This is a genomic window from Cupriavidus sp. UBA2010, assembly GCF_002335265.1.
In the GTDB taxonomy this organism is placed as follows: Bacteria; Pseudomonadota; Gammaproteobacteria; order Burkholderiales; family Burkholderiaceae; genus Cupriavidus; species Cupriavidus metallidurans.
In genome coordinates, this window is the sequence record NZ_DDCI01000026.1 from 25645 (window position 1) to 49534 (window position 23890).

At 63.6% G+C, this 23890-nt stretch carries 22 protein-coding genes; 6 read left to right on the forward strand and 16 right to left on the reverse strand.

Features of this window, described 5'->3' with window-relative positions; genetic code table 11:
* Positions 1 to 124: 124 nt before the first annotated feature.
* The 12 genes from B2246_RS20910 to B2246_RS20965 form a co-directional block, all read right to left on the reverse strand.
* Positions 125 to 1630, reverse strand: a complete 1506-nt coding sequence (locus tag B2246_RS20910; protein WP_035884894.1) for a DegQ family serine endoprotease — start codon at positions 1628 to 1630, stop codon at positions 125 to 127.
* Between the two features lie 138 nt (positions 1631 to 1768).
* A complete protein-coding gene (locus B2246_RS20915) occupies positions 1769 to 2848 on the reverse strand; it encodes a MucB/RseB C-terminal domain-containing protein (protein WP_008644803.1) in 1080 nt (359 codons plus the stop codon).
* Between the two features lie 8 nt (positions 2849 to 2856).
* Positions 2857 to 3513 carry a sigma-E factor negative regulatory protein gene (locus B2246_RS20920; protein WP_008644804.1) on the reverse strand — a complete coding sequence of 219 codons (657 nt, stop codon included), beginning with the start codon at positions 3511 to 3513 and terminating at the stop codon, positions 2857 to 2859.
* A gap of 136 nt (positions 3514 to 3649) precedes the next feature.
* On the reverse strand, positions 3650 to 4249 hold the full coding sequence (rpoE, locus tag B2246_RS20925) for an RNA polymerase sigma factor RpoE (protein ID WP_008644807.1): 600 nt from the start codon (positions 4247 to 4249) through the stop codon (positions 3650 to 3652).
* 255 nt (positions 4250 to 4504) lie between these two features.
* Entirely contained in the window at positions 4505 to 5737 is a 1233-nt protein-coding gene (gene fabF / locus B2246_RS20930) for a beta-ketoacyl-ACP synthase II (RefSeq protein WP_011517021.1), read from the reverse strand.
* Positions 5738 to 5948: 211 nt separating this feature from the next.
* Positions 5949 to 6188, reverse strand: coding sequence for an acyl carrier protein (gene acpP / locus B2246_RS20935; protein ID WP_008644813.1), 240 nt, complete (start codon positions 6186 to 6188; stop codon positions 5949 to 5951).
* 169 nt (positions 6189 to 6357) lie between these two features.
* The gene (gene fabG / locus B2246_RS20940) at positions 6358 to 7107 is read right to left on the reverse strand and encodes a 3-oxoacyl-ACP reductase FabG (RefSeq protein ID WP_017515590.1); all 750 of its coding nucleotides are present in this window, start codon (positions 7105 to 7107) and stop codon (positions 6358 to 6360) included.
* Between the two features lie 20 nt (positions 7108 to 7127).
* Entirely contained in the window at positions 7128 to 8063 is a 936-nt protein-coding gene (gene fabD, locus B2246_RS20945; protein ID WP_035884892.1) for an ACP S-malonyltransferase, read from the reverse strand.
* Between the two features lie 73 nt (positions 8064 to 8136).
* Positions 8137 to 9117: a beta-ketoacyl-ACP synthase III gene (locus B2246_RS20950; protein ID WP_035884891.1), complete on the reverse strand. Its 981-nt coding sequence runs from the start codon at positions 9115 to 9117 to the stop codon at positions 8137 to 8139.
* A gap of 78 nt (positions 9118 to 9195) precedes the next feature.
* Complete coding sequence (gene plsX / locus B2246_RS20955) at positions 9196 to 10275, reverse strand: phosphate acyltransferase PlsX (protein WP_286881715.1); 1080 nt, start codon at positions 10273 to 10275, stop codon at positions 9196 to 9198.
* A 192-nt stretch (positions 10276 to 10467) separates the two neighbouring features.
* The gene (gene rpmF / locus B2246_RS20960) at positions 10468 to 10647 is read right to left on the reverse strand and encodes a 50S ribosomal protein L32 (RefSeq protein ID WP_008644820.1); all 180 of its coding nucleotides are present in this window, start codon (positions 10645 to 10647) and stop codon (positions 10468 to 10470) included.
* 120 nt (positions 10648 to 10767) lie between these two features.
* Positions 10768 to 11385 carry a DUF177 domain-containing protein gene (locus tag B2246_RS20965; RefSeq protein ID WP_008644821.1) on the reverse strand — a complete coding sequence of 206 codons (618 nt, stop codon included), beginning with the start codon at positions 11383 to 11385 and terminating at the stop codon, positions 10768 to 10770.
* A gap of 166 nt (positions 11386 to 11551) precedes the next feature.
* Between B2246_RS20965 and B2246_RS20970 the strand changes: the two genes are divergently transcribed.
* Both B2246_RS20970 and B2246_RS20975 read left to right on the forward strand, forming a co-directional pair.
* Positions 11552 to 12151, forward strand: coding sequence for a Maf-like protein (locus B2246_RS20970; RefSeq protein WP_035884890.1), 600 nt, complete (start codon positions 11552 to 11554; stop codon positions 12149 to 12151).
* Positions 12152 to 12154: 3 nt separating this feature from the next.
* Positions 12155 to 12886 (forward strand): SAM-dependent methyltransferase, encoded by a 732-nt coding sequence (locus tag B2246_RS20975; RefSeq protein WP_286881716.1) that lies wholly within the window; start codon positions 12155 to 12157, stop codon positions 12884 to 12886.
* A 54-nt stretch (positions 12887 to 12940) separates the two neighbouring features.
* On the opposite strand, the gene B2246_RS20980 is transcribed toward B2246_RS20975, so the two are convergent.
* From B2246_RS20980 to B2246_RS20995, 4 genes are read right to left on the reverse strand one after another with little or no spacing between them, the layout of a single operon-like run.
* On the reverse strand, positions 12941 to 14107 hold the full coding sequence (locus B2246_RS20980) for a S49 family peptidase (RefSeq protein WP_186424931.1): 1167 nt from the start codon (positions 14105 to 14107) through the stop codon (positions 12941 to 12943).
* Between the two features lie 42 nt (positions 14108 to 14149).
* A complete protein-coding gene (locus B2246_RS20985) occupies positions 14150 to 14533 on the reverse strand; it encodes a Rieske (2Fe-2S) protein (protein WP_035884887.1) in 384 nt (127 codons plus the stop codon).
* The gene (locus B2246_RS20990) at positions 14526 to 15185 is read right to left on the reverse strand and encodes an HAD-IA family hydrolase (RefSeq protein ID WP_286881717.1); all 660 of its coding nucleotides are present in this window, start codon (positions 15183 to 15185) and stop codon (positions 14526 to 14528) included. Before B2246_RS20990 ends, B2246_RS20985 begins: the two co-directional genes overlap by 8 nt.
* A gap of 58 nt (positions 15186 to 15243) precedes the next feature.
* Positions 15244 to 16254, reverse strand: a complete 1011-nt coding sequence (locus tag B2246_RS20995; RefSeq protein WP_035884885.1) for an RluA family pseudouridine synthase — start codon at positions 16252 to 16254, stop codon at positions 15244 to 15246.
* A gap of 983 nt (positions 16255 to 17237) precedes the next feature.
* On the opposite strand from B2246_RS20995, the gene B2246_RS21000 reads away from it, so the two are divergent.
* The 4 genes from B2246_RS21000 (at position 17238) to glp (ending at position 23721) form a co-directional block, all read left to right on the forward strand.
* Positions 17238 to 20321, forward strand: coding sequence for an Rne/Rng family ribonuclease (locus tag B2246_RS21000; RefSeq protein ID WP_286881718.1), 3084 nt, complete (start codon positions 17238 to 17240; stop codon positions 20319 to 20321).
* Between the two features lie 245 nt (positions 20322 to 20566).
* Positions 20567 to 21691 (forward strand): GTP 3',8-cyclase MoaA, encoded by a 1125-nt coding sequence (moaA, locus tag B2246_RS21005; protein WP_008648392.1) that lies wholly within the window; start codon positions 20567 to 20569, stop codon positions 21689 to 21691.
* Positions 21692 to 21728: 37 nt separating this feature from the next.
* Positions 21729 to 22340 carry a molybdenum cofactor guanylyltransferase MobA gene (mobA, locus tag B2246_RS21010; protein ID WP_008648393.1) on the forward strand — a complete coding sequence of 204 codons (612 nt, stop codon included), beginning with the start codon at positions 21729 to 21731 and terminating at the stop codon, positions 22338 to 22340.
* Between the two features lie 94 nt (positions 22341 to 22434).
* Positions 22435 to 23721, forward strand: a complete 1287-nt coding sequence (glp, locus tag B2246_RS21015; protein WP_008648395.1) for a gephyrin-like molybdotransferase Glp — start codon at positions 22435 to 22437, stop codon at positions 23719 to 23721.
* The last annotated feature ends 169 nt before the right edge of the window (positions 23722 to 23890 follow it).

Below are 23890 nucleotides of genomic sequence, written 5' to 3' on the forward strand. Positions count from 1 at the left end.
CCGCGAATTGAACTCGGGCGGTGCGGGGCGCGAGGCGCCAAAATGGCGCTTGACGCACCCACCACGAAACAATCGCGCCGGAACTTGTCCGGCGCGATTTTTACAGGCTAGATCCAGGACCTGGTCAGCGCGCCTGATTCGGACGCAGCGTCAGTACCTGGGTAGCATCGCCGCGGCGCACGAACACGGCGGCCATCTTGTTCTTGTCCAGTCCCTTGACGAGATCATTGAACTGCCGCGCGCTGGTCACGTCGGTATCGCCGAGTCGCAGGATAATGTCGCCCGGACGGATCCCGGCACGGGCGGCCGGACCATCAACGGTGTCGACCTCCACCCCTGACTTCAGCTTGAGCTCGCGCATCCGCGCCTCGGGAATGTCGTTGACGATCAGGCCCAGTGCATTCGGCTTCGGCGCGGGTGCCTCTTCGGTACCTCCGCCGCGCTTGTCACCGCGGCGCGGCGTGGCGCGAGGGGTGTCGGGCTCAAGCTCCGCCACCGTGATCATTACCTCTCGCGTCTGCCCCTTGCGCCACACCTGCATCGGCACGCGCGTGCCCGGCTTGGTGTCTCCGACCATCCGCGGCAGATCCGCAGCCTTCTCGATATCCCGTCCGTTGTACTTCAGGATGATGTCGCCCGCCTCGATACCAGCCTTTTCGGCAGGACCGCCCGGCTCGACGCTGCCAACCAGCGCGCCGCGAGTGCGCCCAAGACCCAGCGAGTCCGCCACTTCCTTGGTCACATCGCCGATCGCCACGGCGATCCGCCCACGCGTCACCTTGCCAGTCGCCTTCAGTTGCTCGGTCACACGCATCGCTTCGTCGATCGGGGTCGCGAACGAAATGCCCATATAACCGCCGCTGCGGCTGTAGATCTGCGAATTGATGCCGATGACCTCGCCGCGCAGGTTGATCAGCGGGCCACCCGAATTGCCAGGGTTCACCGCCACGTCAGTCTGGATAAGCGGCAGGTAGTCGCCGGTGTCGCGCGCCTTGGCCGATACGATACCGGCGGTCACGCTGCTGTCCAGGCCGAACGGCGAACCAATGGCCAACACCCACTCGCCGGTGCGGACCTTGTCCGAATCCCCGAGCGGCAGGCGCGGCAGACCCGTTGCGTCGATCTTGAGCAGCGCCACGTCGGTACGCTTGTCCGCACCAATCAGCTTGGCCTTGAATTCACGCTTGTCAGGCAGCGTCACGTAGATCGTGTCTGCCTCTGCCACGACGTGGGCGTTCGTCATCACGTAGCCGTCCTGGCTGATGATGAAGCCGGAACCCACGCCCCGGCTCATCTCTTCGCCCTGCCCCTGACTTTGGCCTTGTCCTTGCGGAGGCTGCCCACGGCGAGGCTGTCCCGGCGTTCCGGGCATTGGCACGCCGAAGAAGCGACGGAAGAACTCCGCCATTTCGTCGTCATCGGGGGAATTGCCGCCACGCGAGCGCACACGCTCCGTCGTGCGGATATTCACGACCGCCGGGCTCACCTTCTCGACCAGGTCGGTAAAGTCGGGCAGGTTGTAGTTCTGGGCCGCTGCCTGAGCGTGCCCCAATTCGGAAACAGCCGGACCGAACACGAGCATGGCCACCATGACCACGACCCTTGCCAGGGCTGGAGATCTGGAAATCATCGACAAAACTCCCGGGAGATCAGCGAGAAACGGATGCTTCACAGCGCTTCGCAGCGCATAAGGCCGGGGACGCCTGCGAAGCGTACTGCCTGGCGGTGTTGCGGGGCTGCCACTCCACCGCCGCCGGACCGATTTCGGTCAGTGTACCGCTTTGGGCGGGCGGTACTCCACGCCGGCCGCAAACTGCCTCACCGTAGAAGCAGGCACTTCGCCGACCACGGTAATCCAGAAATCGGCCACGCGCCGTACCACGACCTGGGTGGCGCCTAGCGACGCCACGCCCTCGCGGCGCGCACGCTGCTCGGATACGGGTTCGATGAAGACCGAAAGCCCCGTCAGGCCATCACTGTAGACGACCTGCAATACTTCGAAGACCTGCCCGGACTTGTTGGTCGAGGTCGGCGCGTGCAACTCGCCCAGTGGGCGGCGCACTTCCCGGATCTTCTGAAAGCCCTTGATCGGCGTGTTGATCGACCACCCTTCGTCGGCAATGCTGGCAGGCTGATAGGTAACCTCGTAATGGCTCCAGGAACTCGCGCCCTTGATCGCATTGAGGATGCGCTGCTTGTCCGAAGGCACGCCGATATCGACCTGCGAGAATGCGACCTGCTCGAGTACCTTACCGCCTTCGCCGATCGTCTGTGCGCGCATCAGCAGGCCCGAGTTCTTGTCGGCCCACAACCGTACCGCGTAACGTGCCGTGTCGTGAGGGTCCAGTGAGAAGACCTCGCACTCGACGCCGGCGACGCGTTCGGCCGGCAGCTTATGCATGTCGTACAGGTCGAGCACGTCGCTCTTGTTCGTCGCCAGCAGCGCCGGGAAGCGGTCCTTCGCCTCCTGCTTCTCCACGACCACAAGCTTGGCCTCAGGAATCAGGCTGTGAACCACATCATTCTGGCGCAGCACCTCGCGCGGCTTGCCGTCCAACGTTTCCAGTCGTTCGTACTCGTTGTTTACGAGATCGCTGTAATGCTGGATCCGCGACGCATGGATGATGCTGCCGCGCTGATAAATCAACGTACCAACGTAGTTCTCCCGCTGGGCAGCACGATGGATCTTGTTCAGCCACGCCGTGGCGTCACGGCGGTTCAGCGTGGAGTCAGACGGCTGCGCAGTCGCGGCGGCAGCGGTCAGACATAAGGCCAGAAAAAAGGACCTCCGCAGGCCCTTCTTTCCGTGTACGCCCGCTGCATTGGCGAGCGACGGTCCTTTATGCATGTCCGGCATTATTCCTGCGAATTGTCCTGAGAGAAGTTGACACCATTCACCACCGTACGCATGGTCGGCACAAAGGCATCGGTTGCGACCGACGCGCGATGGGCACGCAGGTATTCATCGAGACGGGGATCGCGAATCATCTGGGCACTATCGGCGGAGACCGCCATGATCGAACCCGCGGCCGCCGGAGCAGCAACGCCAGCCTTCACCGTCGCACCGGCCGGTTGCTCGACGCTTGCAACCACAGCATCCGGAGCGCCCACACCGCCTGGCCCACGCATCTGCGGAACCACGACCCAGCTCACAGCGGCCACCGCGGCGGCAATCGCGGTACCGGGCACCACACGGCGCACCCACGATGGGCGCACCAGCAGGCGATGACGACCAGCCTGCGCGACAGCCGGCACCAGCACATGCGGTTCGGCTTCAAGCTGCGCGGAGAATCGGGAGAGGAAGGCTTCGGTCGACCCTGCGTGCGTCAACTCTTCCGAACGCATCGCATCGCCGATCAACTGGTACATCGACCAGTCGGCCATACCGGCGTCGCCTTTGGCAAGGCCGAGCGCGGCATCCACGTCGTGCGGCGCCAGCTCGCCGTCCATCAATGCGGAAATCTGCTCCGCGGCTTCCATTACATGAACCGACTGCTTATGAGCCTGACCCATTTCCAACCCCAAGAAATTCCATCGAACACCGATAAATCCCGTCACTACCGCTTGTCGTTTATCGATGCAGGAATAGGCTGCAACGCTGGCTGCACGACATTCAAACTGTGAGACACCAGCATCCTGCTAGCATCCCCTACCACCGCTTGCCCTCTGCCGTTCCCAGCAGCGGACGCAATTTCTCGGCGATCGCCTCGCGCGCCCGGAAAATCCGCGAGCGCACCGTACCGATCGGACACCCCATCGCCTCCGCGATCTCCTCGTAGCTGAGGCCTTCGATCTCGCGCAGCGTGATGGCGGTGCGTAATTCTTCCGGCAATGCCTCCATGGCGCGGTTCACCGTATCGGCAACCTGGCGCGTGTGGAGCATCGACTCCGGCGTATTGATATCCCTTAGTTGCTCACCGTCCGCAAAAGTTTCAGCCTCTTCGGCATCGATATCGCTGGACGCTTCCGGCCGCCGTCCCTGGGTGGCCAGGTAGTTCTTGGCCGTGTTGACGGCGATCCGGTACAGCCACGTGTAGAAAGCGGATTCGCCCCGGAACTGGGGCAGGGCGCGATATGCCTTGATAAAGGCATCCTGCGCCACATCCTCCACTTCGGCGGGGTCTCGGACAAGGCGGGAGATCAGGCGGATGATCTTGCGGTGATATTTGGTCACCAGCAACTCAAAGGCCCGTTTGTCGCCCTGCTGGACGCGTTCAACTAGAAGCTGATCGGCTTCGCGTTCACTCACGAATAGTTCACCTGCTGCAGTGTATCTCTTGGTTTCGTCGTCAAGACAAGCGTTGTATTTTACCTACGATCCAGGCGATTTCGGGTGTCGCGGAGCGCATTCTGTGACCACAACTGCGCAATAAGGTTCCGCCTGGCCACGAACGCGGTTGCACCTGCGTGCAACCCTGAGGTTCGGGGAAATGCCGGGGAGTACAGGATGGGACGGGGGCCGCTGTCACCAGCCGGCCCCGTGTCATGCGAAACGCGCGCGATATCAGACGCGGCGGAAAACAAGCGTACCGTTGGTACCGCCGAAGCCAAAGTTGTTCTTCACGGCGACATCAATCTTCATGTCACGTGCCGTATTGGCGACGTAATCAAGATCACACTCGGGATCCTGATTGAAGATGTTGATGGTCGGCGGCGAGATCTGATTGTGAATCGCCAGAACCGTGAACACCGACTCCAGACCCCCAGCGCCGCCCAGCAAGTGACCAGTCATCGACTTCGTCGAGTTGACCACCATCTTGTAGGCGTGATCACCGAATGCCAGCTTGACGGCATCCGTTTCGTTCTTGTCACCCAGCGGCGTCGAGGTGCCATGCGCGTTGAGGTACTGCACTTCGTCCGGATTGATTCCGGCATCCTTGATCGCAGCGACCATGCAGCGGCGCGGACCGTCGGTGTTCGGCGCCGTCATGTGGAACGCGTCACCGCTCATGCCAAAGCCGATGAGTTCAGCATAGATTCGCGCGCCGCGCGCCTTGGCCGACTCATACTCCTCGAGCATCATCACGCCAGCACCCTCGCCCAGCACAAAGCCGTCGCGGTCCTTGTCCCACGGGCGCGACGCCGCGGCGGGATCATCATTGCGCGTGGACAGCGCGCGCGCCGCCGCAAAACCGCCGATGCCAAGCGGCGACACCGTCGACTCTGCTCCGCCAGCCAGCATCGCATCGCAGTCACCCGCCTGAATCAGACGCGCCGCCAGACCGATGCTGTGCAGCCCGGTCGTGCAGGCCGTCACCGCAGCCAGGTTCGGGCCCTTGAGGCCGTGGATGATCGACAGGTGGCCGGAGATCATGTTGATGATCGAACCCGGCACGAAGAACGGCGAGATCCGGCGCGGGCCGCGTTCGGCCAGCGTCATCTGCGTATCTTCGATCATCGGCAGCCCACCAATGCCCGAGCCCACCAGCACACCGATGCGCTCGGCGTTGGCCTCGGTCACTTCCAGGCCGCTGTCCTTGAGCGCCTGCGAACCGGCGGCGATGCCGAAATGGATGAAGGTATCCATGTTCCGGGCTTCCTTGGCCGGGATGTAATCCTCGGCATTGAAGCCCTTCACTTCGCCCGCAAAGTGCACAGCAAAGGGAGAGTGATCGAACTTGGTGATGGTGGCGATGCCCGACTTGCCGGCAACCAGATTGGCCCAGCCTTCGGCAACCGTGTTTCCGACGGGAGACACAAGGCCAAGCCCAGTGACGACGACGCGACGACGGCTCACTATTTTTTCCTACGAGTACGTGAAGCGGAATTGGATTGATTCAGGATCTCGCTGCTCCTGCCGATAGGAAATGATTCCTTGCGAAAGGAAGCGGCTGAGATCATTCCGATTCTGCTTCGTCGAACAGACGAAAGCCACAGAAAACAGCGTGACAGGACCGTAATGGCCCCGCCGACCTGCCTTCTGTGGCTCGGAATATGAAGACGACGGCTTAAGCCTTGACGTGCGCGGTAGCGTAGTCAATAGCTTGTTGCACGGTCGTGATCTTTTCGGCTTCCTCATCGGGAATTTCCATGCCGAATTCATCTTCCAACGCCATCACGAGTTCAACCGTGTCCAGCGAGTCCGCACCGAGATCGTTCACGAACGACGATTCGTTCTTGATGTCTGCCTCGGCCACGCCAAGCTGCTCAGCAACGATTTTCTTGACGCGTTGTTCGATATTGTCCATGTAACCCTCCAGGGAAGTTCGACAAAAAGTGGGCGCATTTTAGCAGGTTTGGACCACAAAAAATCCGCCTGCCAAGCTTTGCAAGAATCGCGCCCGTTTGGTTTGAAAAACAACAGCTTCGCCCGGCTTCTTTCGGCTTCTCCCTCGAAACCGATCCCGGGCGGAACCATCAATTCATGTACATCCCGCCGTTCACGTGCAGCGTAGTGCCCGTGATGTAGGCGGCCTGCGGTCCAGCCAGGAATGCCACCGCATTGGCGATGTCTTCCGGCTGGCCAAGACGACCCAGAGGAATCCGGGTCTTCAGCGCCGCATGCTGCTCTTCCGACAGCACCTTGGTCATGTCGGTATCGATGAATCCGGGGGCCACGCAGTTGACGGTGACGTTGCGGCTGCCGATTTCGGCGGCCAGCGCACGCGTCATGCCCTCGACACCAGCCTTCGCCGCAGCGTAGTTCATCTGGCCGGGGTTGCCGGTGGAGCCGACCACCGAGGTGATGTTGATGATGCGGCCGCCACGGGCCTTCATCATCGGGCGCAGCACGGCACGGGCCAGACGGAACACAGCCGTCAGGTTCGTGTCAATGACGGCGCTCCAATCCTCGTCTTTCATGCGCATGGCCAACTGATCCTGCGTAATGCCGGCGTTGTTGACCAACACGTTCAGACCGCCATTCGCCTTGATGATCTCGTCGATCACTGCCTCGCAGCGCGCCGCATCGTTGACGTTCAGCACCACACCACTGCCCTTCAGGCCTTCGCCCGCCAGGTACTCGCTGATGCCAGCAGCGCCCGACTCACTCGTGGCGGTACCGATCACCGTTGCGCCCTGCCGTGCGAGCTCCAGCGCGATGGCACGGCCGATCCCGCGCGATGCGCCGGTCACCAGTGCGACCTGATTCTCCAGAGTCTTGCTCATGTTGCGTTTGTTCCTTGGTCTTACTTCAGCAGCGCCAGCGTATCCTGCAGCGACGCCGGATCAAAGATTGCACCACCAACGAGGTTGCCGTCGATGCGCTTGGTCATACCGGCCAGCACTTTACCCGGACCGCACTCGATCACGTGTGTCACGCCTTCTGCGGCCATCTTCTGCACGCACTCTACCCAGCGTACCGGAGCGGCTGCCTGACGAACAAGCGCGTCCTTGATCTGAGCCGGATCATTGATGATCGCCACGTCGACATTGTTCACCAGCGGAATGGCCGGTGCCGAGAACGACAGGCCAGCCATGCGGTCGCGCAGGCGATCCGAGGCGGGCTTGAGCAGCGACGAGTGGAACGGAGCGGACACCGGCAGCGGCAGCGCGCGCTTGGCGCCCTTCGCCTTGGCAATCTCGCAGGCCTTTTCCACGGCGCCCTTGTTGCCGGCGATCACCACCTGCGACGGGGCATTGAAATTGACAGCCTCGACTACGCCGGCGCCTGCCGCCGCAGCCTCGGCGCACGCGGCGCGCACGTCATCGTCCGACAGGCCAAGGATCGCGGCCATGCCGCCCTCGCCCACCGGCACGGCTTCCTGCATCGCCTGGGCACGGAAGCGAACCAGCGGCACCGCCTCGGCAAACGGGATCACCCCTGCGGCCACCAGCGCCGAGTACTCGCCCAGGCTATGGCCCGCAACCAGTGCCGGAGCCGGACCACCGGCGTCGAGCCATGCGCGGTAGACGGCCACTGCGGCCGTCAGCATCACGGGCTGCGTGTTGGTCGTCAGGTTCAGCTCTTCGGCCGGACCTTCCGCAATCAGCTTGCCGATGTCCTGGCCCAGCGCCGTCGAAGCCTCTTCAAGCGTGGCGCGCACCACCGGGTTATCGGCAAAGGCATTGAGCATGCCGACCGACTGCGAACCCTGTCCGGGGAAAACAAATGCGAATTTCATCTGAAATCCAGTCCTAGCAATTCATCTTGTCGACTGGCGCACCGCGTTCTACGCGCCGCGCGCCGGCCGCATCTTACATGCGCAGCAGCACCGCGCCCCAGGTAAAGCCGCCACCCACACCCTCCATCAGCACGGTCTGCCCGGGCTTGATGCGGCCATCGCGTACCGCGACGTCGAGCGCCAGCGGAATCGAAGCGGCGGAGGTATTGCCGTGTTCATGCACGGTGGCAATCATGCGATCGCTCGGCAGGCCGAGCTTCTTGGCCGTGCCCTGCATGATGCGGATGTTGGCCTGGTGCGGGATCAGCCAATCGATCTCGTCGGCCTGCATCTCGGCCGCCGTGATGGCTTCGCGCGCGACCTTGTCGAGCACGGTCACAGCCAGCTTGAACACAGCTTGTCCGTCCATATGCAGGAACGCATTGCCGGTGATCGCGCCACCGGACACATTGCCCGGCACGCAAAGGATGCCCACGTGGCTACCGTCCGAATGCATGGCCGTGGACAGGATGCCCGGCTCATCGGACGCGGTCAGGACCACCGCACCGGCGCCATCGCCAAATAGCACGCAGGTGGTGCGATCGTTGAAGTCCAGAATGCGCGAAAACACCTCGGAACCGATCACGAGCACATTCTTGTGCGAGCCGCTGCGGATGAACTTGTCCGCCGTGGCCAGCGCATAGACAAAGCCGGAGCAAACGGCCTGCAGATCGAATGCCGCGCATTGGTTGGTGATGCCAAGCTTCTGCTGCACGAGGCAAGCGGCGCTCGGGAAAACGTAGTCAGGGGTGGACGTGGCGACGATGATCAGGTCGATGTCCTGGCGGTCGATACCGGCCGCCTCGATCGCCCGTTCGGCCGCCTTGACGGCCAGGTCGCTCGACGTGACGTCGGGCTCGGCCCAGTAACGCGCCGAGATACCGCTGCGCGAGACGATCCACTCGTCGCTGGTCTCGATGCCCTTCTCGGCAAGCTGAGCCGCCAGGTCGGCGTTCGTGACGCGCCGAGGAGGCAGGTAGCTCCCTGTACCGATGATTTTTGCGTACTTGGTCATGTCGTGTCGGATCGTGATGCTCACCGGGCCGCCCTGTGCGCGGTCGCGCAGGCTGCCCGCCGCAGCGGGCGAGCGGCCTCAAGCGGCGCGAGAATCGGGATGTGGGTTCGGTGCGTCTGTCTCCGGGCTGCCCGTCGCGGCGCCACCGGCACCTGACTTGTGAGCGAATGCCCTTGCTATGCGTTCGATGACGCCATTTCTGGCGGCATCATACCCGCGTTTGATGGCCCACTCAAAAGAATGGGCATCGGCCGAGCCGTGGCTCTTGATCACGAGCCCACGCAGGCCCAGCAGGGAAGCGCCGTTATAGCGGGCCGGATCGAGCCGTCGCGCCAGGCGCGACAGCACCGGCATGGCCACCACCGCCAGCAGCTTCGTGAACCACGAACGCGTGAATTCTTCCTTGATCATACTGCCGATCATCTTCGCGAGGCCCTCTGTGCTCTTGAGCGCCACATTGCCGACGAAACCGTCACAAACGACGATATCGGTCGTACCCTTGAAGATGTCATTGCCTTCCACGTTGCCGTAGAAGTTTAGCTCGGAAGCGCGCAGCAACTCGCCGGCGGCCTTGACCACCTCGTTGCCCTTGATCACTTCTTCGCCGATATTGAGCAGCCCGACGGTCGGGTGCTCCTTGTGATCCACCACCGACACCATGGCATCGGCCATACGCGCGAACTGCAGCAGGTGTCCGGGCTCGCAGTCGGCATTCGCGCCGAGGTCGAGCACCGTGGTGCCCCAGCCTTGTTCATTGGGAATCGTGGTGGCGATGGCCGGGCGCTCGATACCTTCGAGCGTTTTGAGCACATAACGCGACACCGCCATCAGCGCGCCGGTGTTGCCGGCGGAGATGCAGGCATCGGCCTTGCCTTCCTTGACCTGCGTGACGGCCACGCGCATCGAAGAATTCTTCTTCTTGCGCAGCGCCACTTCCACCGGGTCATCCATGGTGATGACTTCGGTTGCCGGCACGACGGTCACACGCGGATGATCCGTTGCATGCAGCTTCTTGAGCTGCGCACCGATGGCGTCGGGCAAGCCGACCAGGACCATCTCGGCGTCGTCGTGACTGGAAAGAAAACTGATCGCCGCCGGCACCGTCACGGATACGCCGTGATCGCCGCCCATGCAGTCGATAGCGAGCTTGATCGTCATTATTTCCTGATACGGTAAGCGCGCCGGCACCCGTCGCCTGGGGCTGCGGGGACGCAATCAGCCGGACGCGCGAATACGTTGCGGTGCGGGAGCCGAGCGCCCAACAAAAAAGCGGCAACGAGCTTGCCGCTTTCCTGTTTTACACCTGACAACGTGCGCGAGCGGGACACTGGGTCACGCCAGACGACCTGGTCAGTCGTTCTTGGTCTTGATGACCTTGCGACCACGATAGTAGCCGTTCGGGCTCACGTGGTGACGCAGGTGGGTTTCGCCGGTGGTCGGCTCGACAGCCAGCGGCGCGACCGACAGATGGTCGTGCGAGCGATGCATGCCGCGCTTGGACGGCGACTTCTTGTTCTGTTGAACAGCCATGATGACTCCTTCGAGAATTTTGCGATATTAACACACGCATCCTGCGCAAGGCGTAGCCGGGGCCCGGCCGGATGCTTCAACTGCTACCAAAAAGACGCTTGCCGTGCCGCGTCTGCGGCGTCAATGCTTCGTCTTCAGGCTGGCCAGCGCCGCGAAGGGCGACGGCCGCTTTTCTTCCTCAGGTGGCGCCTCTGGCTCCACCTCGCCGTCCGCGCCGGTCACGAGCGACTCGTGCACCGACGGACAGACCGCGTGCTTCGGCGCTGTAGGCAATGCCAACAGCACCTCGTCTTCAATCAGTTCCAGCACCGAGAATTTCTTCGAACCGACAATGACATCGGTTTCGTCGTCATCCATTGGCGCCGCTTCGGCGGCCGCTTCACTGACCACCACTTCAAAGCACATTTTCGTGGCGATCGGCTCGGCGTACACGCCGAGACACCGCTGGCAATCCAGCCAGACACGTCCATTGACCGCCACATCGAGAAACAGTCGCTGCACGACCGGCGCGCCGGGCTCCACCGCCTCATCGCGGACGGAACCTGCCACCATATAGTGGAATGTCTCGTCCGGCGCCGAAGCTGGCGCATCAGCGGCCGTCTCGGCTAAGATGCGCGGCAAATCGCGCGTGGCCACATCCCCCGCTGCATTGCTGCCCTTACGGCAGAAGGCGAAGAGATCGGTTTCGCGCAGATCGAATGCCCCGGCGGACGCCACGGGCTGGGTTAGCTGACTCATACGGGCTGAATCGCTCAAAATGCCTTGTCTGCCACACAAATCCCAGCAACGTGCGTGCCTGTGCAGCTAAACGCGCGATTATACGTTGAAAAACCCGAAGCGGTCAAAGTATACAAGCTGTACGCCGCTCACCACAGCTTCTGCCTCTCTGCTCTCTGTTAACAATATGTCTTCCGACACCCGCCCTGCCTTGATTCTCGGGTCGAGCTCCCCCTACCGGCGCGAATTGCTGTCGCGCCTGCGCATCCCGTTCGAGGTTGCCACGCCGGATATCGACGAAACGCCCCTGGCCGATGAACGTCCTGCTGCGACTGCACTGCGCCTGTCCCGCCTCAAGGCGGAAGCGATTGCCGTGCGTCACGCCGGCGCCCTGGTGATCGGCTCCGACCAGGTCTGCACGCTCGACGACCAGCAGATTGGCAAACCCGGCACCCATGCCAAGGCGCTGGCGCAGCTCCAGTTGATGCGCGGAAGAACGGTCACCTTCCATTCCGCACTGTGCCTGCTCGATGGGCGCACCGGCGAGGCCCAGGTCGCCGATATCCAGACACGCACCACTTTCCGCGACCTTTCCGATGCCGAACTCGACGCCTATCTGCGACTCGAGACGCCCTATGACTGCGCCGGCAGCGCCAAGGTCGAAGGACTGGGCATCATGCTGCTCGAGCGCGTCGAATCCGACGATCCGACCGCGCTGATCGGCCTGCCGCTGATCGCGCTCACCGGGATGCTGCGTCACGTCGGCTATCCATGCTTCGGAGCCTGACCGATGGCCGGTAACCTGTTCCTGATTCCCAACACGCTGGGCGAGCGCGACGAATTCGACCCCGTGATGGACGTGATCCCAGCGGGCGTCCAGCAGATCGCGGCGCGGCTCGACTACCTCGTCGCCGAGAATGCCAAGACCGCACGCGCATTCCTGAAAAAGCTCAGCGAAACGACCCCGCTCGCGCAGCCGATCCAGCAGATCGAGATCCGCGAGTTGAACGTCAATACCCGCCCGGACACACTGGCGGCCTTGCTTGACCCGATTGCTGCGGGCCGCGATGGCGGGCTGCTCTCCGAGGCTGGCGTACCGGCCGTGGCCGACCCCGGCGCGGACCTGGTGCGGCTGGCGCATACGCGCGGCATCACCGTGCGCCCGCTGGTCGGGCCCAGCTCGATCCTGCTCGCCGTGATGGGCTCGGGTCTGAACGGCCAGAGCTTCGCGTTCAACGGATACCTGCCCGTCGACGCCGATGTCCGCGCGCAGAAGCTGCGCGACCTCGAACAGCGCTCGCGCAAGGCGCATCAGACGCAGGTGTGGATCGAAACGCCCTACCGCAACGGTGCGCTGCTCGAGGCGCTGCGCCAACACTGCTCTGGTACCACACTGCTGTCGATTGCAGTCGACCTGACACTCCCGACCGAAGCCATCGTCACGCTGCCGATTTCGGCATGGCGCCCCGACCGGCTCGACCTGCACAAGCGCCCCGCGATCTTCTCGCTGCTGGCGCAGTAAGACAAAAACAAAAGCCCCCGAAATCGGGGGCTTTTGCATGGCGCATCGCGCCGATTACCGCACCGTAGGCACGGTCGCACTCATCATCATCAACTTCATCGCCGCCGATCCAGCAGCCGCGCCGAAGCGCTTGGCCATGCGTTCAGCGATGTTCTCCTTGACCGTGTAGTCGACAATGTCCTCGGCCTTGAAGAGGTCCCGGGCCACATAGTCCGCGCTACCCAGGCCATCGGCCAGCCCCAGCTCCACAGCGCGCTCACCCGACCAGAAGAGCCCGGAGAACAGCTCGGGATCGTTCTTGAGCCGATCGCCGCGACCTTCCTTCACCACGTCGATGAACTGCTGGTGGATCTCCTTGAGCATGGACTCCGCGTAGCCCTTCTGGCGCGGCACTTCCGGCGAGAACGGATCGAGCATGCCCTTGTTGGCGCCGGACGTGTACAGGCGGCGCTGGACGCCGACCTTGTCCATCAGGCCCGTAAAGCCGAAGCCATCCATCAGCACGCCGATCGACCCCACGATACTGGCCTTGTCGACATAGATCTTGTCGGCCGCGGCAGCCACGTAATAGCCGCCCGATGCGCAGATTTCCTCGACTACCACGTAGAACGGCTTGTCCGGGTACAGCTTGCGCAGGCGGTGGATCTCATCGTTGATGATGCCGGCCTGTACCGGCGAGCCACCTGGCGAGTTGATCTTCAGGATCACGCCAGCCGCCGACGTGTCCTCGAAGGCCGCCTGAAGCGCCGCGTTGATCGAGTCCGCGCTGGCCGCGGTGCCGGCGGCGATTTCGCCGTCGAGCGTGACCATGGCGGTATGGCGACCGCTCGTCGAACTCAGCACATCCCCCTTGAAGTCGATCACGGCGTAGAGAATCAGCGCAACGATGCCGAGGGTAAGAAAGCGGAAGAAGATCTTCCAGCGTCGCGCCGAGCGCTGCTCGCGCAGGGAGGCCATCAGCACCTTTTCGAGCACGTCGCGCTCCCAGCCACCGCTACCGCTACCACTACCACTGCCGCCACTGCTGCCCCCAACGGGACCGCCCTTGCCTGCCAGGCGGGCGCGACGCTCGTCAGCTTCGCGCTTGGCCGCGTCGTCGCCAGCCCGCAGTTCGCGCTCCAGCGGGAATTCGGCGTGCTTTGCCGTCTCCAGCTTGCTGTCGTCGCCTGCGCGATCTTGAGGTTGACCCGGTTCGTTCGGCGGATTTTGCTGTTCTGTCATGCGAATGGACTCGATAAAGTCAGATGACGTCCCCGCTCCGCCTTACGCGGCGTCGAGCGGGAAAAATGGGGGTTCAGGCAACCAGAAGACCGCGCCCTCGCGCTCCTCGATCCGGAGCTTGGCGAGCGTGGCCCCCTTGCACGGGCCACCCACGCACAAGCCGGTGTCCGGCGCGTAGGTCGCGCCATGTGTAGCGCACATCAAGTATAAGCCCGCACTATCGAAAAACTGGCCTTCCTGCCAGTCCAGTTCCATCGGCACATGTGCGCACTGATTCAGATAGCCATGCGCGGCACCGTCGTATCGCACAACGAACGCGCCGATCTCCCGCGTATTGACACGCACGGCAAAGCGCACGCCTGCGCCGCCGTCTACCAGTTCCTCTGCCGCGCAAAGGCGTCGCGGTTCCAGCGATGCTTCAGGCATGAGCAAGCAGCCAGGCCTGCAGGTCGGCAATCGATGTTGCGCAATGCACGGGCGACATCTCGCGCAGCGATTCCACCGGATGCGCGCCGTAGGAGACCCCTAGCCCCTGCGCGCCAGCGTTGATGGCCATCTGCAGGTCGTGGGTCGTGTCGCCGATCATCACGGTCCGAGCGATATCCTGGCCAAGTTCGCGCGTCAGTTCGTGAAGCATGGCCGGATGCGGCTTCGAGAACGTCTCATCGGCGCAGCGCGTGGCATCGAACAGCTTGCCGATGCCAGTTGCCGCCAGAGCGCGTTCGAGTCCGACTCGGGTCTTGCCGGTGGCCACGCCCAGGAAGTAATGCTCGGCGTGAAGCGCCTCGAGCATGTCGAGCACGCCCGGGAACAGCACCAGTTCGGCGTCACGCGTCAGGAAGTGATAGCGGTAGCGTTCCGCCAGACGCGGATAGTCGGCGGGATCGAGCGTCGGCACGGCATACGACAGCGCATCTTTCAGGCCGAGTCCGATCACATGGCTGGCCGCGCTGTCATCCGGCACTGGTAGTCCCAGATCACGGCTGGCGAGCTGTATGCATTTGGCGATGGTCGGGGTGGAGTCCATCAGGGTTCCATCCCAGTCGAAGACGATCAGGTCGAAGCGCTGCCTGGCCATTGCGGTCCTTGTTGGATGCTGTAAGTGTGTGGGCGCTAACAACGATGGTGCGTGCGGATCAGTCCGCGTCGCGCGCTGGCCGCCCCTGCCGCAATTGTTGCAGAAATTCAACACACTCGGCAGGCAATGGCGCGGAGACCGTCATCGGCGCGCCGGTGGCCGGATGTGTCAGCGTGAGCCGGTGCGCATGCAGGAACATGCGTTTCAGTCCCGGCTTGGCGCCGCTGCGGGAAAGCGCCTTATTGAGCGCAAAATCGCCATATTTATCATCACCAACGATCGGGAAGCCAATCGATTGCAGATGCACGCGAATCTGGTGCGTCCGTCCGGTCTTCAGTTCGGCCTCCAGCAACGTGTAGCCGTCGAAGGCCTCCATGCGATTGAAGACCGTATGTGACGCCAACCCGTCCGCCTGCACACGCACGCGGCGTTCGCCGTCCGGCGTGCTGTATTTATATAGAGGTAGCTTCACATGCTGGCGCGTGTTCGGAAACTCGCCCGCCACGCAGGCGAAATACCGCTTGTCCATGCCGTTGCCACGAATCTGCTCGTGCAGGTGCACCAGCGCGGAACGCTTCTTCGCCAGCACCAAGATTCCGGACGTTTCCCGATCGAGCCGATGGACCAGTTCGAGGAACTTCGCCTCCGGCCTGGCGCGGCGTAGTTGCTCGATCACCCCGAAGGCCACCCCAGACCCGCCATGCACGGCCACGCCGGCCGGCTTGTCGATCACGAGCAGCGCGGCATCCTCGAAAAGCACAGGAAACTCGCCTGCGGGGACGAAACCACTGGCCGTAGCAGCCTTCTCCGCCACGCGCATCGGCGGGATACGCACCACATCTCCGTTCTGCAACCGGTAAGTGGCGTCGACCCGACCTTTGTTGACGCGCACTTCGCCTGAGCGCAGCACGCGATAAATGTGGCTTTTGGGCACGCCCTTGGCCACCTTCAACAGGAAGTTGTCGATGCGCTGCCCTTCCGAACTTTCGTCGACGGTCACGTACGCCACCTGGAGCCCGCTGGGGCGCGATTGCGGCTCCGTTGCAATTTGATGGCGTAACTCATTCATTTTCAATATAATTTCCCGGCCGTTACCGGCCAAAGACCGGAAACGCACGACCTGTGTAAGCGAGGTTTGGCGCGAGCCCTGAAAACCTGCCCGGATTTGCCAGCCATTTTTTCGCGGCGCATCGGGCAGGAACATGCGGGACATCCAACAGATTGAATTGGGTAGTCCCACCAGTATCCGCGCAAGATTTCGCATTTTACACTTCGGGTTGCCATCGACCCGGCCCGTCCCCCGCTTATTGCGTACCCCGCAAGCGCCGGACAGGCAAATGGTGGCAATCAGCAGCACGCACGCGCCGCGCCGGCACGCAGGAAGTTGCCCAGAGGTAACTTCGGCATCGAACCGGTCGACACGTGGAAACTGAGTGTTCAGGTAGAAAAGAATTCAATGTGGATGCTCGCCATTGGGCATCCGCATCGGTGAGAGAAGACCGCCCGCACCGGGAATCGGTGCCGGCCCGGCAGGCCAGCCTGCCAACCGACCTGCAAATCGGCCGCGATCCGGCGTGGTTCATAACACCCCGGATTGTCTGGCGCCCTGACGCAGAACGCCAAGAAGCAGTGGCGCGCCCGCCAGCACACGGGTCGGATTGGTATCGGCATGCGCACGCCGCGTCCGGATAACTTGCTCTTTGACGCGTCTTGGCCACCCCGGCCCGGCTGCGAGAGGAAACGAAAGCCTGTGCCGACGGCACGGCGTACACGTCCTCCCGCCCCCGGCCAGCCGGTATCCGCCAGAGGTCGCTGTATCAGGAGCAATAATGCATTGCTCCCCCGACCCAACTGACTGCCCGTCCACAGGGACGGCCAATTCGCCGACAGCTTCTCCTTTCACCCGCGCCCAGCCGGCCGCGCTTTCGTGCGCGCTGGCGTCTTTGGCAATTCTCCCGCCCTCGCTCACTTTCCTCGCGTGCTCCCTGGACCGTTGCGGGCATGGCCGATTCATGACATTTGGCACCCGCGACACTGGAGTGAGGTATTGCGATGAAACGCATGCTGTTTAACGCGACGCAACAGGAAGAGCTGCGCGTCGCCATCGTCGATGGTCAGAAACTGATCGACATCGACATCGAAACCGCCGGGCGCGAACAGCGCAAAGGCAACATCTACAAGGGTGTCATCACCCGGATCGAACCCTCGCTGGAAGCGTGCTTCGTCAACTACGGCGAAGAGCGCCATGGCTTCCTGCCGTTCAAGGAAGTGGCACGCGCCTTCTTCAAGGACGGCGTGGACGTGCGCAACGCACGTATCCAGGACGCCCTGCACGAAGGCCAGGAACTGATCGTCCAGGTCGAAAAGGAAGAGCGCGGCAACAAGGGCGCAGCCCTGACCACGTTCATCTCGCTGGCCGGCCGCTACCTGGTGCTGATGCCGAACAACCCGCGTGGCGGTGGCGTTTCGCGCCGCATCGAGGGCGAAGACCGTCAGGAACTGCGTGAAACGATGGCGCAGCTCCAGGTGCCGGAAGGCATGAGCATCATCGCGCGCACCGCCGGTATCGGCCGTGCCGCCGAAGAACTGCAGTGGGACCTGAACTACCTGCTGCAACTGTGGAAGGCCATCGACGGCGCCGCCGGCGACAACAAGGCCCCGTTGCTGATCTATCTGGAATCCAGCCTCGTGATCCGCGCGATCCGCGACTACTTCCAGCCCGATATCGGCGAAATCCTGATCGATACCGACGAGATCTATGAGCAGGCCCGCGCCTTCATGAGCGTGGTCATGCCGGACAACATGAGTCGCGTGAAGAAGTACCGCGACGACGTGCCGCTCTTCTCGCGCTTCCAGATCGAGCACCAGATCGAATCGGCCTACTCCCGCATGGTGATGCTGCCGTCGGGTGGCGCCATCGTAATCGACCACACCGAAGCCCTCGTTTCCGTCGACGTGAACTCGGCCCGCGCCACCAAGGGTGCGGACATCGAGGAAACCGCGCTGCGCACCAACCTGGAAGCGGCAGACGAAATCGCCCGCCAGCTGCGCCTGCGCGACCTTGGCGGCCTGATCGTGATCGACTTCATCGACATGGAGTCCGGCAAGGCCCAGAAGGATGTGGAAACGCGCCTGAAGGATGCGCTGCGCCACGACCGCGCCCGCGTGCAGATGGGCAAGATCAGCCGTTTCGGCCTGATGGAGCTGTCGCGCCAGCGCCTGCGTCCGTCCCTGTCCGAAGGCTCGCATATCACCTGCCCGCGCTGCAACGGCACGGGCCACATTCGCGATACCGAATCGTCCGCCCTGCAGGTGCTGCGCATCATCCAGGAAGAGGCGATGAAGGAAAACACGGCCGCCATCCACTGCCAGGTGCCGGTGGAAGTGGCCGCTTTCCTGCTGAACGAGAAGCGCCAGGAGATCAACCTGATCGAGCTGCGCTTCAAGGTCAACGTGCTGCTGATCCCGAACAAGCACCTCGAAACGCCGCATTACAAGCTCGAGCGCCTGCGCCACGACGATCCGCGCCTGGAAGAGTCGACTGCCAGCTACCGTATGGCCGAGGCTGCCGCCAAGGAACTCGAGGCCGACACGAGCTACAGCAGCCGCAAGAAGGAAGAAGCGCGCCCGCGTCAGGAAGCGGCCGTCAAGGGCATCACGCCCGACGCGCCGGCACCGGTTTCGGTGCCGCGCCCCGAGCGCGTGCGCCCGGAGGCACCTGCGGCGCGCCCTGCACCGGCAACCCAGCCGGTGGCCAGCGGCGGTTTCATCGCCTGGTTCAAGGGCCTGTTCGGCGCCAAGCCGGCCACGCCGCCCGAGGCACCGGCAAAGCCGGCAGCCGAAACCCCGTCGCGCGGTGGTGAAGGCCGCCGCGAGCGTGGTCAGCGCGGCGAAGGCCGTGGTGAAGGCCGTGAGGGACGCGAAGGCCGTGAAGGTCGCGAGGGCCGTGGCCAGCGTGGCGAGCGTGGAGAACAGCGCGGTGACCGTCAGGGCCGTGGCCAGCGTGGTGAACGCAGCGAGCAGCAACGCGGCGAACAACGTGAGCAGCGCGAACAACGTGAGCAACGTGGCGAACGCCCGGCACGCGCACCTCGCGAAGGCCAGGCCACCCCGGCAATCGCCCAGCCGGAACGTGCCGAGGCACGCCAGGAAGGCCGCCGCGAGCGCAGCCAGGAACGTCGCGAGCGTCAGCGTGAACGCCAACGCGAACGCCATGAGGCCCGCGAGACCGACGAGGCACTGAACACCGACGCGCCGCAGCTGGCCGTCGGCGCCGTCCAGGTAGCGCCGGTCGCCGCAGCCACCGCAATGGTCGCCGTGACCACGGAAGCAGGCACCACGGAACTGCCGGCTGGTGTGGAAGGTGCCGAGACCGGTGAAGGCGAAGAACGCCGCCGCCGCAATCGTCGCGGCCGCAACCGCTATCGCCGCGACCGTGATGACACTGCGCAAAATGCCGAAGGTATTGACGGCGACGAAGCCAATCTGGCCGAAGTCAGCGCAGGCGTGACGGAATCGGAATCTGAGTCGGCTGGCTTCCAGCCCGCTGTTGCCGAGGCCGTTGAAAGCGTCAAGGCTGTCGAAACGGCCGTGGCGGTGACGCCGGCGGAAGTGGCCCCAGCAGCACCGGTCGCTCCGGTGGCCCCGGTGGCATCCGAGCCCGTCTTCGCAGCCGTTGCCGAGCCGCAAGCGGCGCCGGTAGTGACGCCCGCTCCGGTCGAGACGGCGCCGGTGGTAGCCGCTCCCGTGGCAGCTGCTCCGGTGATTTCGGAACCTGTCATCGTCACGCCGGACGTCGCCCCGGCCCCGGTTGCAGCCCCGGTTGCAGCCCCGGTTGTAGCCCCGGTTGCAGCCGTGGTGGAAACCGTGGCAGTCGTATCGGCCGCAACGCCGGTGACCGCCGCGCCAAGCGCCGAGAACCTGGAGCCGATGCTGGCTGCGGCTGGCCTGGAGTGGGTCCGTACGGACGGCGACAAGCACCGCGCCGCACAGGAAGCCGCTTCGCAGATCGTGCCGGCGCCGCGCGTGCCGCGTGAGCGCAAGCCGCTACCGCCGCTGCCGGAAGGCCCGATGGTTCTGGTCGAGACCGGTGGCGTACAGCAAGCCGCTGCACAGCAACAGCAGCAACAGCAGTAATTGCCTCGCGCGCTGACCGCGCGCCGGCAAGGGGAAAGGGGACGGCCAGAAGCCGTCCCCTTTTTTTGTTTGCGGATTGATTGACTTGCTGCAATGCCGCAAGCTGTATTGCAGCTGCCTCGGGCAAACTGTGACCCTATGGCAATAATGTCATCCACGATGCCCGATGCCGCTCGGCTAGAATGGCTGACAGAAAGGCCTCCCGGGCGCCCGCGCGCCGAAGAGCCTCCGTCCTCACCCTGGCCATGACCGATACCGTCATCCCCATTCTCGACCTGCGCGACCATCGATACCATTCGATGGTGCCGAGCATTCCTTCGCACCTGGTTGCGCCGAACGGACTCGTTGCCGATACGCGCGGCCGGCCACTGCATGACCTGCGTATCTCGGTCACTGACCGCTGCAACTTCCGCTGCGTGTACTGCATGCCGAAGGAAGTGTTCGACAAGGACTACACGTTCCTTCCCCACTCCGAGTTGCTGAGCTTCGAAGAGATCGAACGCACCGCGCGCATTTTCGTCTCGCAGGGTGTAGAGAAGATTCGTCTGACCGGCGGCGAGCCGCTACTGCGCAAGAACATCGAGCGACTCGTGGAAATGCTCGCGCGCATCGAAACCGTATCGGGCAAGCCGCTGGACCTGACGCTGACCACCAACGCATCGCTGCTCGCGCGCAAGGCGCAGTCGTTGCGCGACGCGGGCCTGTCCCGCGTCAGCGTCAGTCTCGATGCCATTGATGACGCGATCTTCCGCAAGATGAACGACGTCGACTATGCCGTGCGCGACGTGCTCCACGGCATCGAAGTGGCGCAAGCCGTCGGGCTGGCGCCGATCAAGGTCAACATGGTGGTCAAGCGTGGCACCAACGACGGCGAAATCGTGCCGTTGGCGCGCCACTTCCGCGGCAGCGGCATCATCATGCGCTTCATCGAGTTCATGGACGTGGGCGCCAGCAACCACTGGCAGATGGGCGAAGTCCTTCCGTCGGCCGAAGTCGTGCGCCGGATCGACGAAGTGTTTCCGCTGGACGCTGTGGCCGCCAATTACTCGGGCGAGACCGCAGAGCGATGGCGCTACCGGGATGGCGGCGGCGAGATCGGCGTGATTTCGAGCGTCACGCAGGCCTTCTGCGGAGACTGCAGCCGCATCCGGCTGTCGACCGAAGGTCGGCTCTATCTGTGCCTGTTCGCCACCGAGGGCTACGACCTGCGCGCCCTGCTGCGCGGTGGGCACAGTGACCTGGAGATCGCCAACGCGATTGCCCAGGTCTGGCAAGGCCGTACCGACAACTATTCCGAACAGCGCAGCGATCCGGCAATTCGCGCGGCACGCGCCGAGCGCAAGATCGAGATGTCCTATATCGGCGGGTGATGCCCTTCCGGGCGCCGCGCCCCATTCCTCGAGATCCATGATTTCACGCGACGACATAACCGGCCTGATCCTGGCCGGCGGCCGAGGCAGCCGCATGGGCGGCACGGACAAGGGCCTGCAACCGCTACGCGGCGTGCCGATGGCCATGCATACGCTGATGCGCCTGTCCGCGCAGACCGGCGCGATGCTGATCAACGCCAATCGCAACCTTGCCGCCTATGAATCTTTCGGCGTGCCGGTCGTTACTGATTCCGTGCCCGACTTCGCAGGCCCCCTGGCCGGCATGCTGGCAGGGCTCGAGCAATGCCAGACCGGCTGGATGGTGACGGCGCCTTGCGATTCGCCATTCCTGCCCACGGATCTGGTGCAACGACTGGCCCAGGCCATCGAGACCGAGGACGCCGAACTGGCGATTCCGGTCACGATCGACGCCGACGGCCGCCGCCAGACCCAGCCCGTGTTCTGTCTGATGCCGGCATCGGCCATCGACAGTCTGGTCGCCTATCTGAACGGTGGCGGCCGCAAGATCGAGACCTGGGCGGCCAGCCATCGGTTGGTGGAAGTGCCGTTCGACGATGCCGCGGCCTTCGCCAATATCAACACGCTCGACGAACTGCACATGCACGAAAGCGAGAAGCGCGCGGGTTAGACTTCCAGCCTACGCTCAAGACCTCGCCTTCCGAGTACACGCGCGCCGTCCACTGTCTCTGTTCAGACTGTCAGGCGCGCCACGAGACTACGCCATGCCTTCGCTTCAATCCGTCATCTCCTGCCTGTCAGACTACGACCCCTCCGCCCTGCCCGTGGCGAAGGCCAACGCCATCATTGGCGATGTGATCGAGCCTGTTGGCGGCATCGAACAACTGGCGATCCGCACCGCACTCGATCGCGTGCTGGCCGAGGATGTGATCTCGTCGATCGACGTGCCGGCGCATGACAATTCCGCGATGGACGGCTACGCGTTCAGCAGCGCGGCGCTGGCCGACGCCGGGAGCGACGTGGTGCTTCAGGTCATCGGCACGGCCTACGCCGGCAATGCGCTTGGTAGCCCGGCAGGCCCGGGGCAAGCCGTGCGCATCATGACCGGCGCGGTCATGCCCGACGGTTGCGATACGGTGGTGCCTCAGGAGTTCGTTGAGATCCAGGCCGGTGGCAACCAGATCCGTTTTGCGGCTGATGCCGTGCGCGCCGGCGACAACCGCCGGCTGCGTGGCGAGGATCTGGCCAACGGGCAGGCCGCGCTTGCCGCGGGCCGCATCCTTCAGCCAGCGGATATCGGCCTGCTGGCCTCGCTTGGCGTGGCCGAAGTCAAAGTGCGCCGCCGCCTGCGCGTGGCCTTCTTCTCCACCGGCGACGAGCTCCGCTCGATCGGTGAGGCACTGGACCCGGGCTGCGTCTATGACTCGAATCGCTACACGCTGCACGGTATGCTGCGCCGCCTCAATGTCGACCTGATCGATATGGGCGTGGTCCGGGACGATCCGGAAGCACTGGAAGCCGCGTTCCGCAGCGCTTGCGAGAATGCCGACGCGATCATCACGTCAGGCGGCGTTTCTGTTGGAGAAGCGGACTACACCAAGCAGATCATGGCGCAACTGGGCGACGTCACCTTCTGGAAGATCGCGATGCGCCCCGGCCGCCCGATGGCATTTGGACGCATCACGTCGAATGGCCGCGAGGCACTGTTGTTCGGACTGCCAGGCAATCCGGTGGCCGTGATGGTCACGTTCTACCATTTCGTGCGCGCGGCGTTGCATCGACTGATGGGTGCCAAGGTCGCCCCACTCCCGCTGATGCGTGTGCGCAGTGCCGGAACCATTCGCAAGAAGCCGGGCCGTACCGAATACCAGCGAGGCATTCTCGCCCCCGGCGCCGATGGCACGCTGGAAGTCCGCGTCACAGGCCAGCAGGGCTCAGGGGTGCTGCGGTCCATGAGCGAAGCCAACTGCTTTATCGTGCTCGCGCATGAACAAGGCACTGTGGAAGCTGGGGAAAGCGTCGAAATCATGCTTTTCGACGGATTGATCTGAGCGCAGCGGTACGGCGAAGTCCTGCGAGGGTGTCGTTTTTGTGCCGCATTCGGCGGCAAAAGCCGCGCCCCGCCATCCGAATTGCCCATCCACAAGAGGGGCAGACTAGGCGTCGCAAGCCCCAATCGCTACACTTGCAGCACGAAAATCCGAATCCCCGAATATTGTG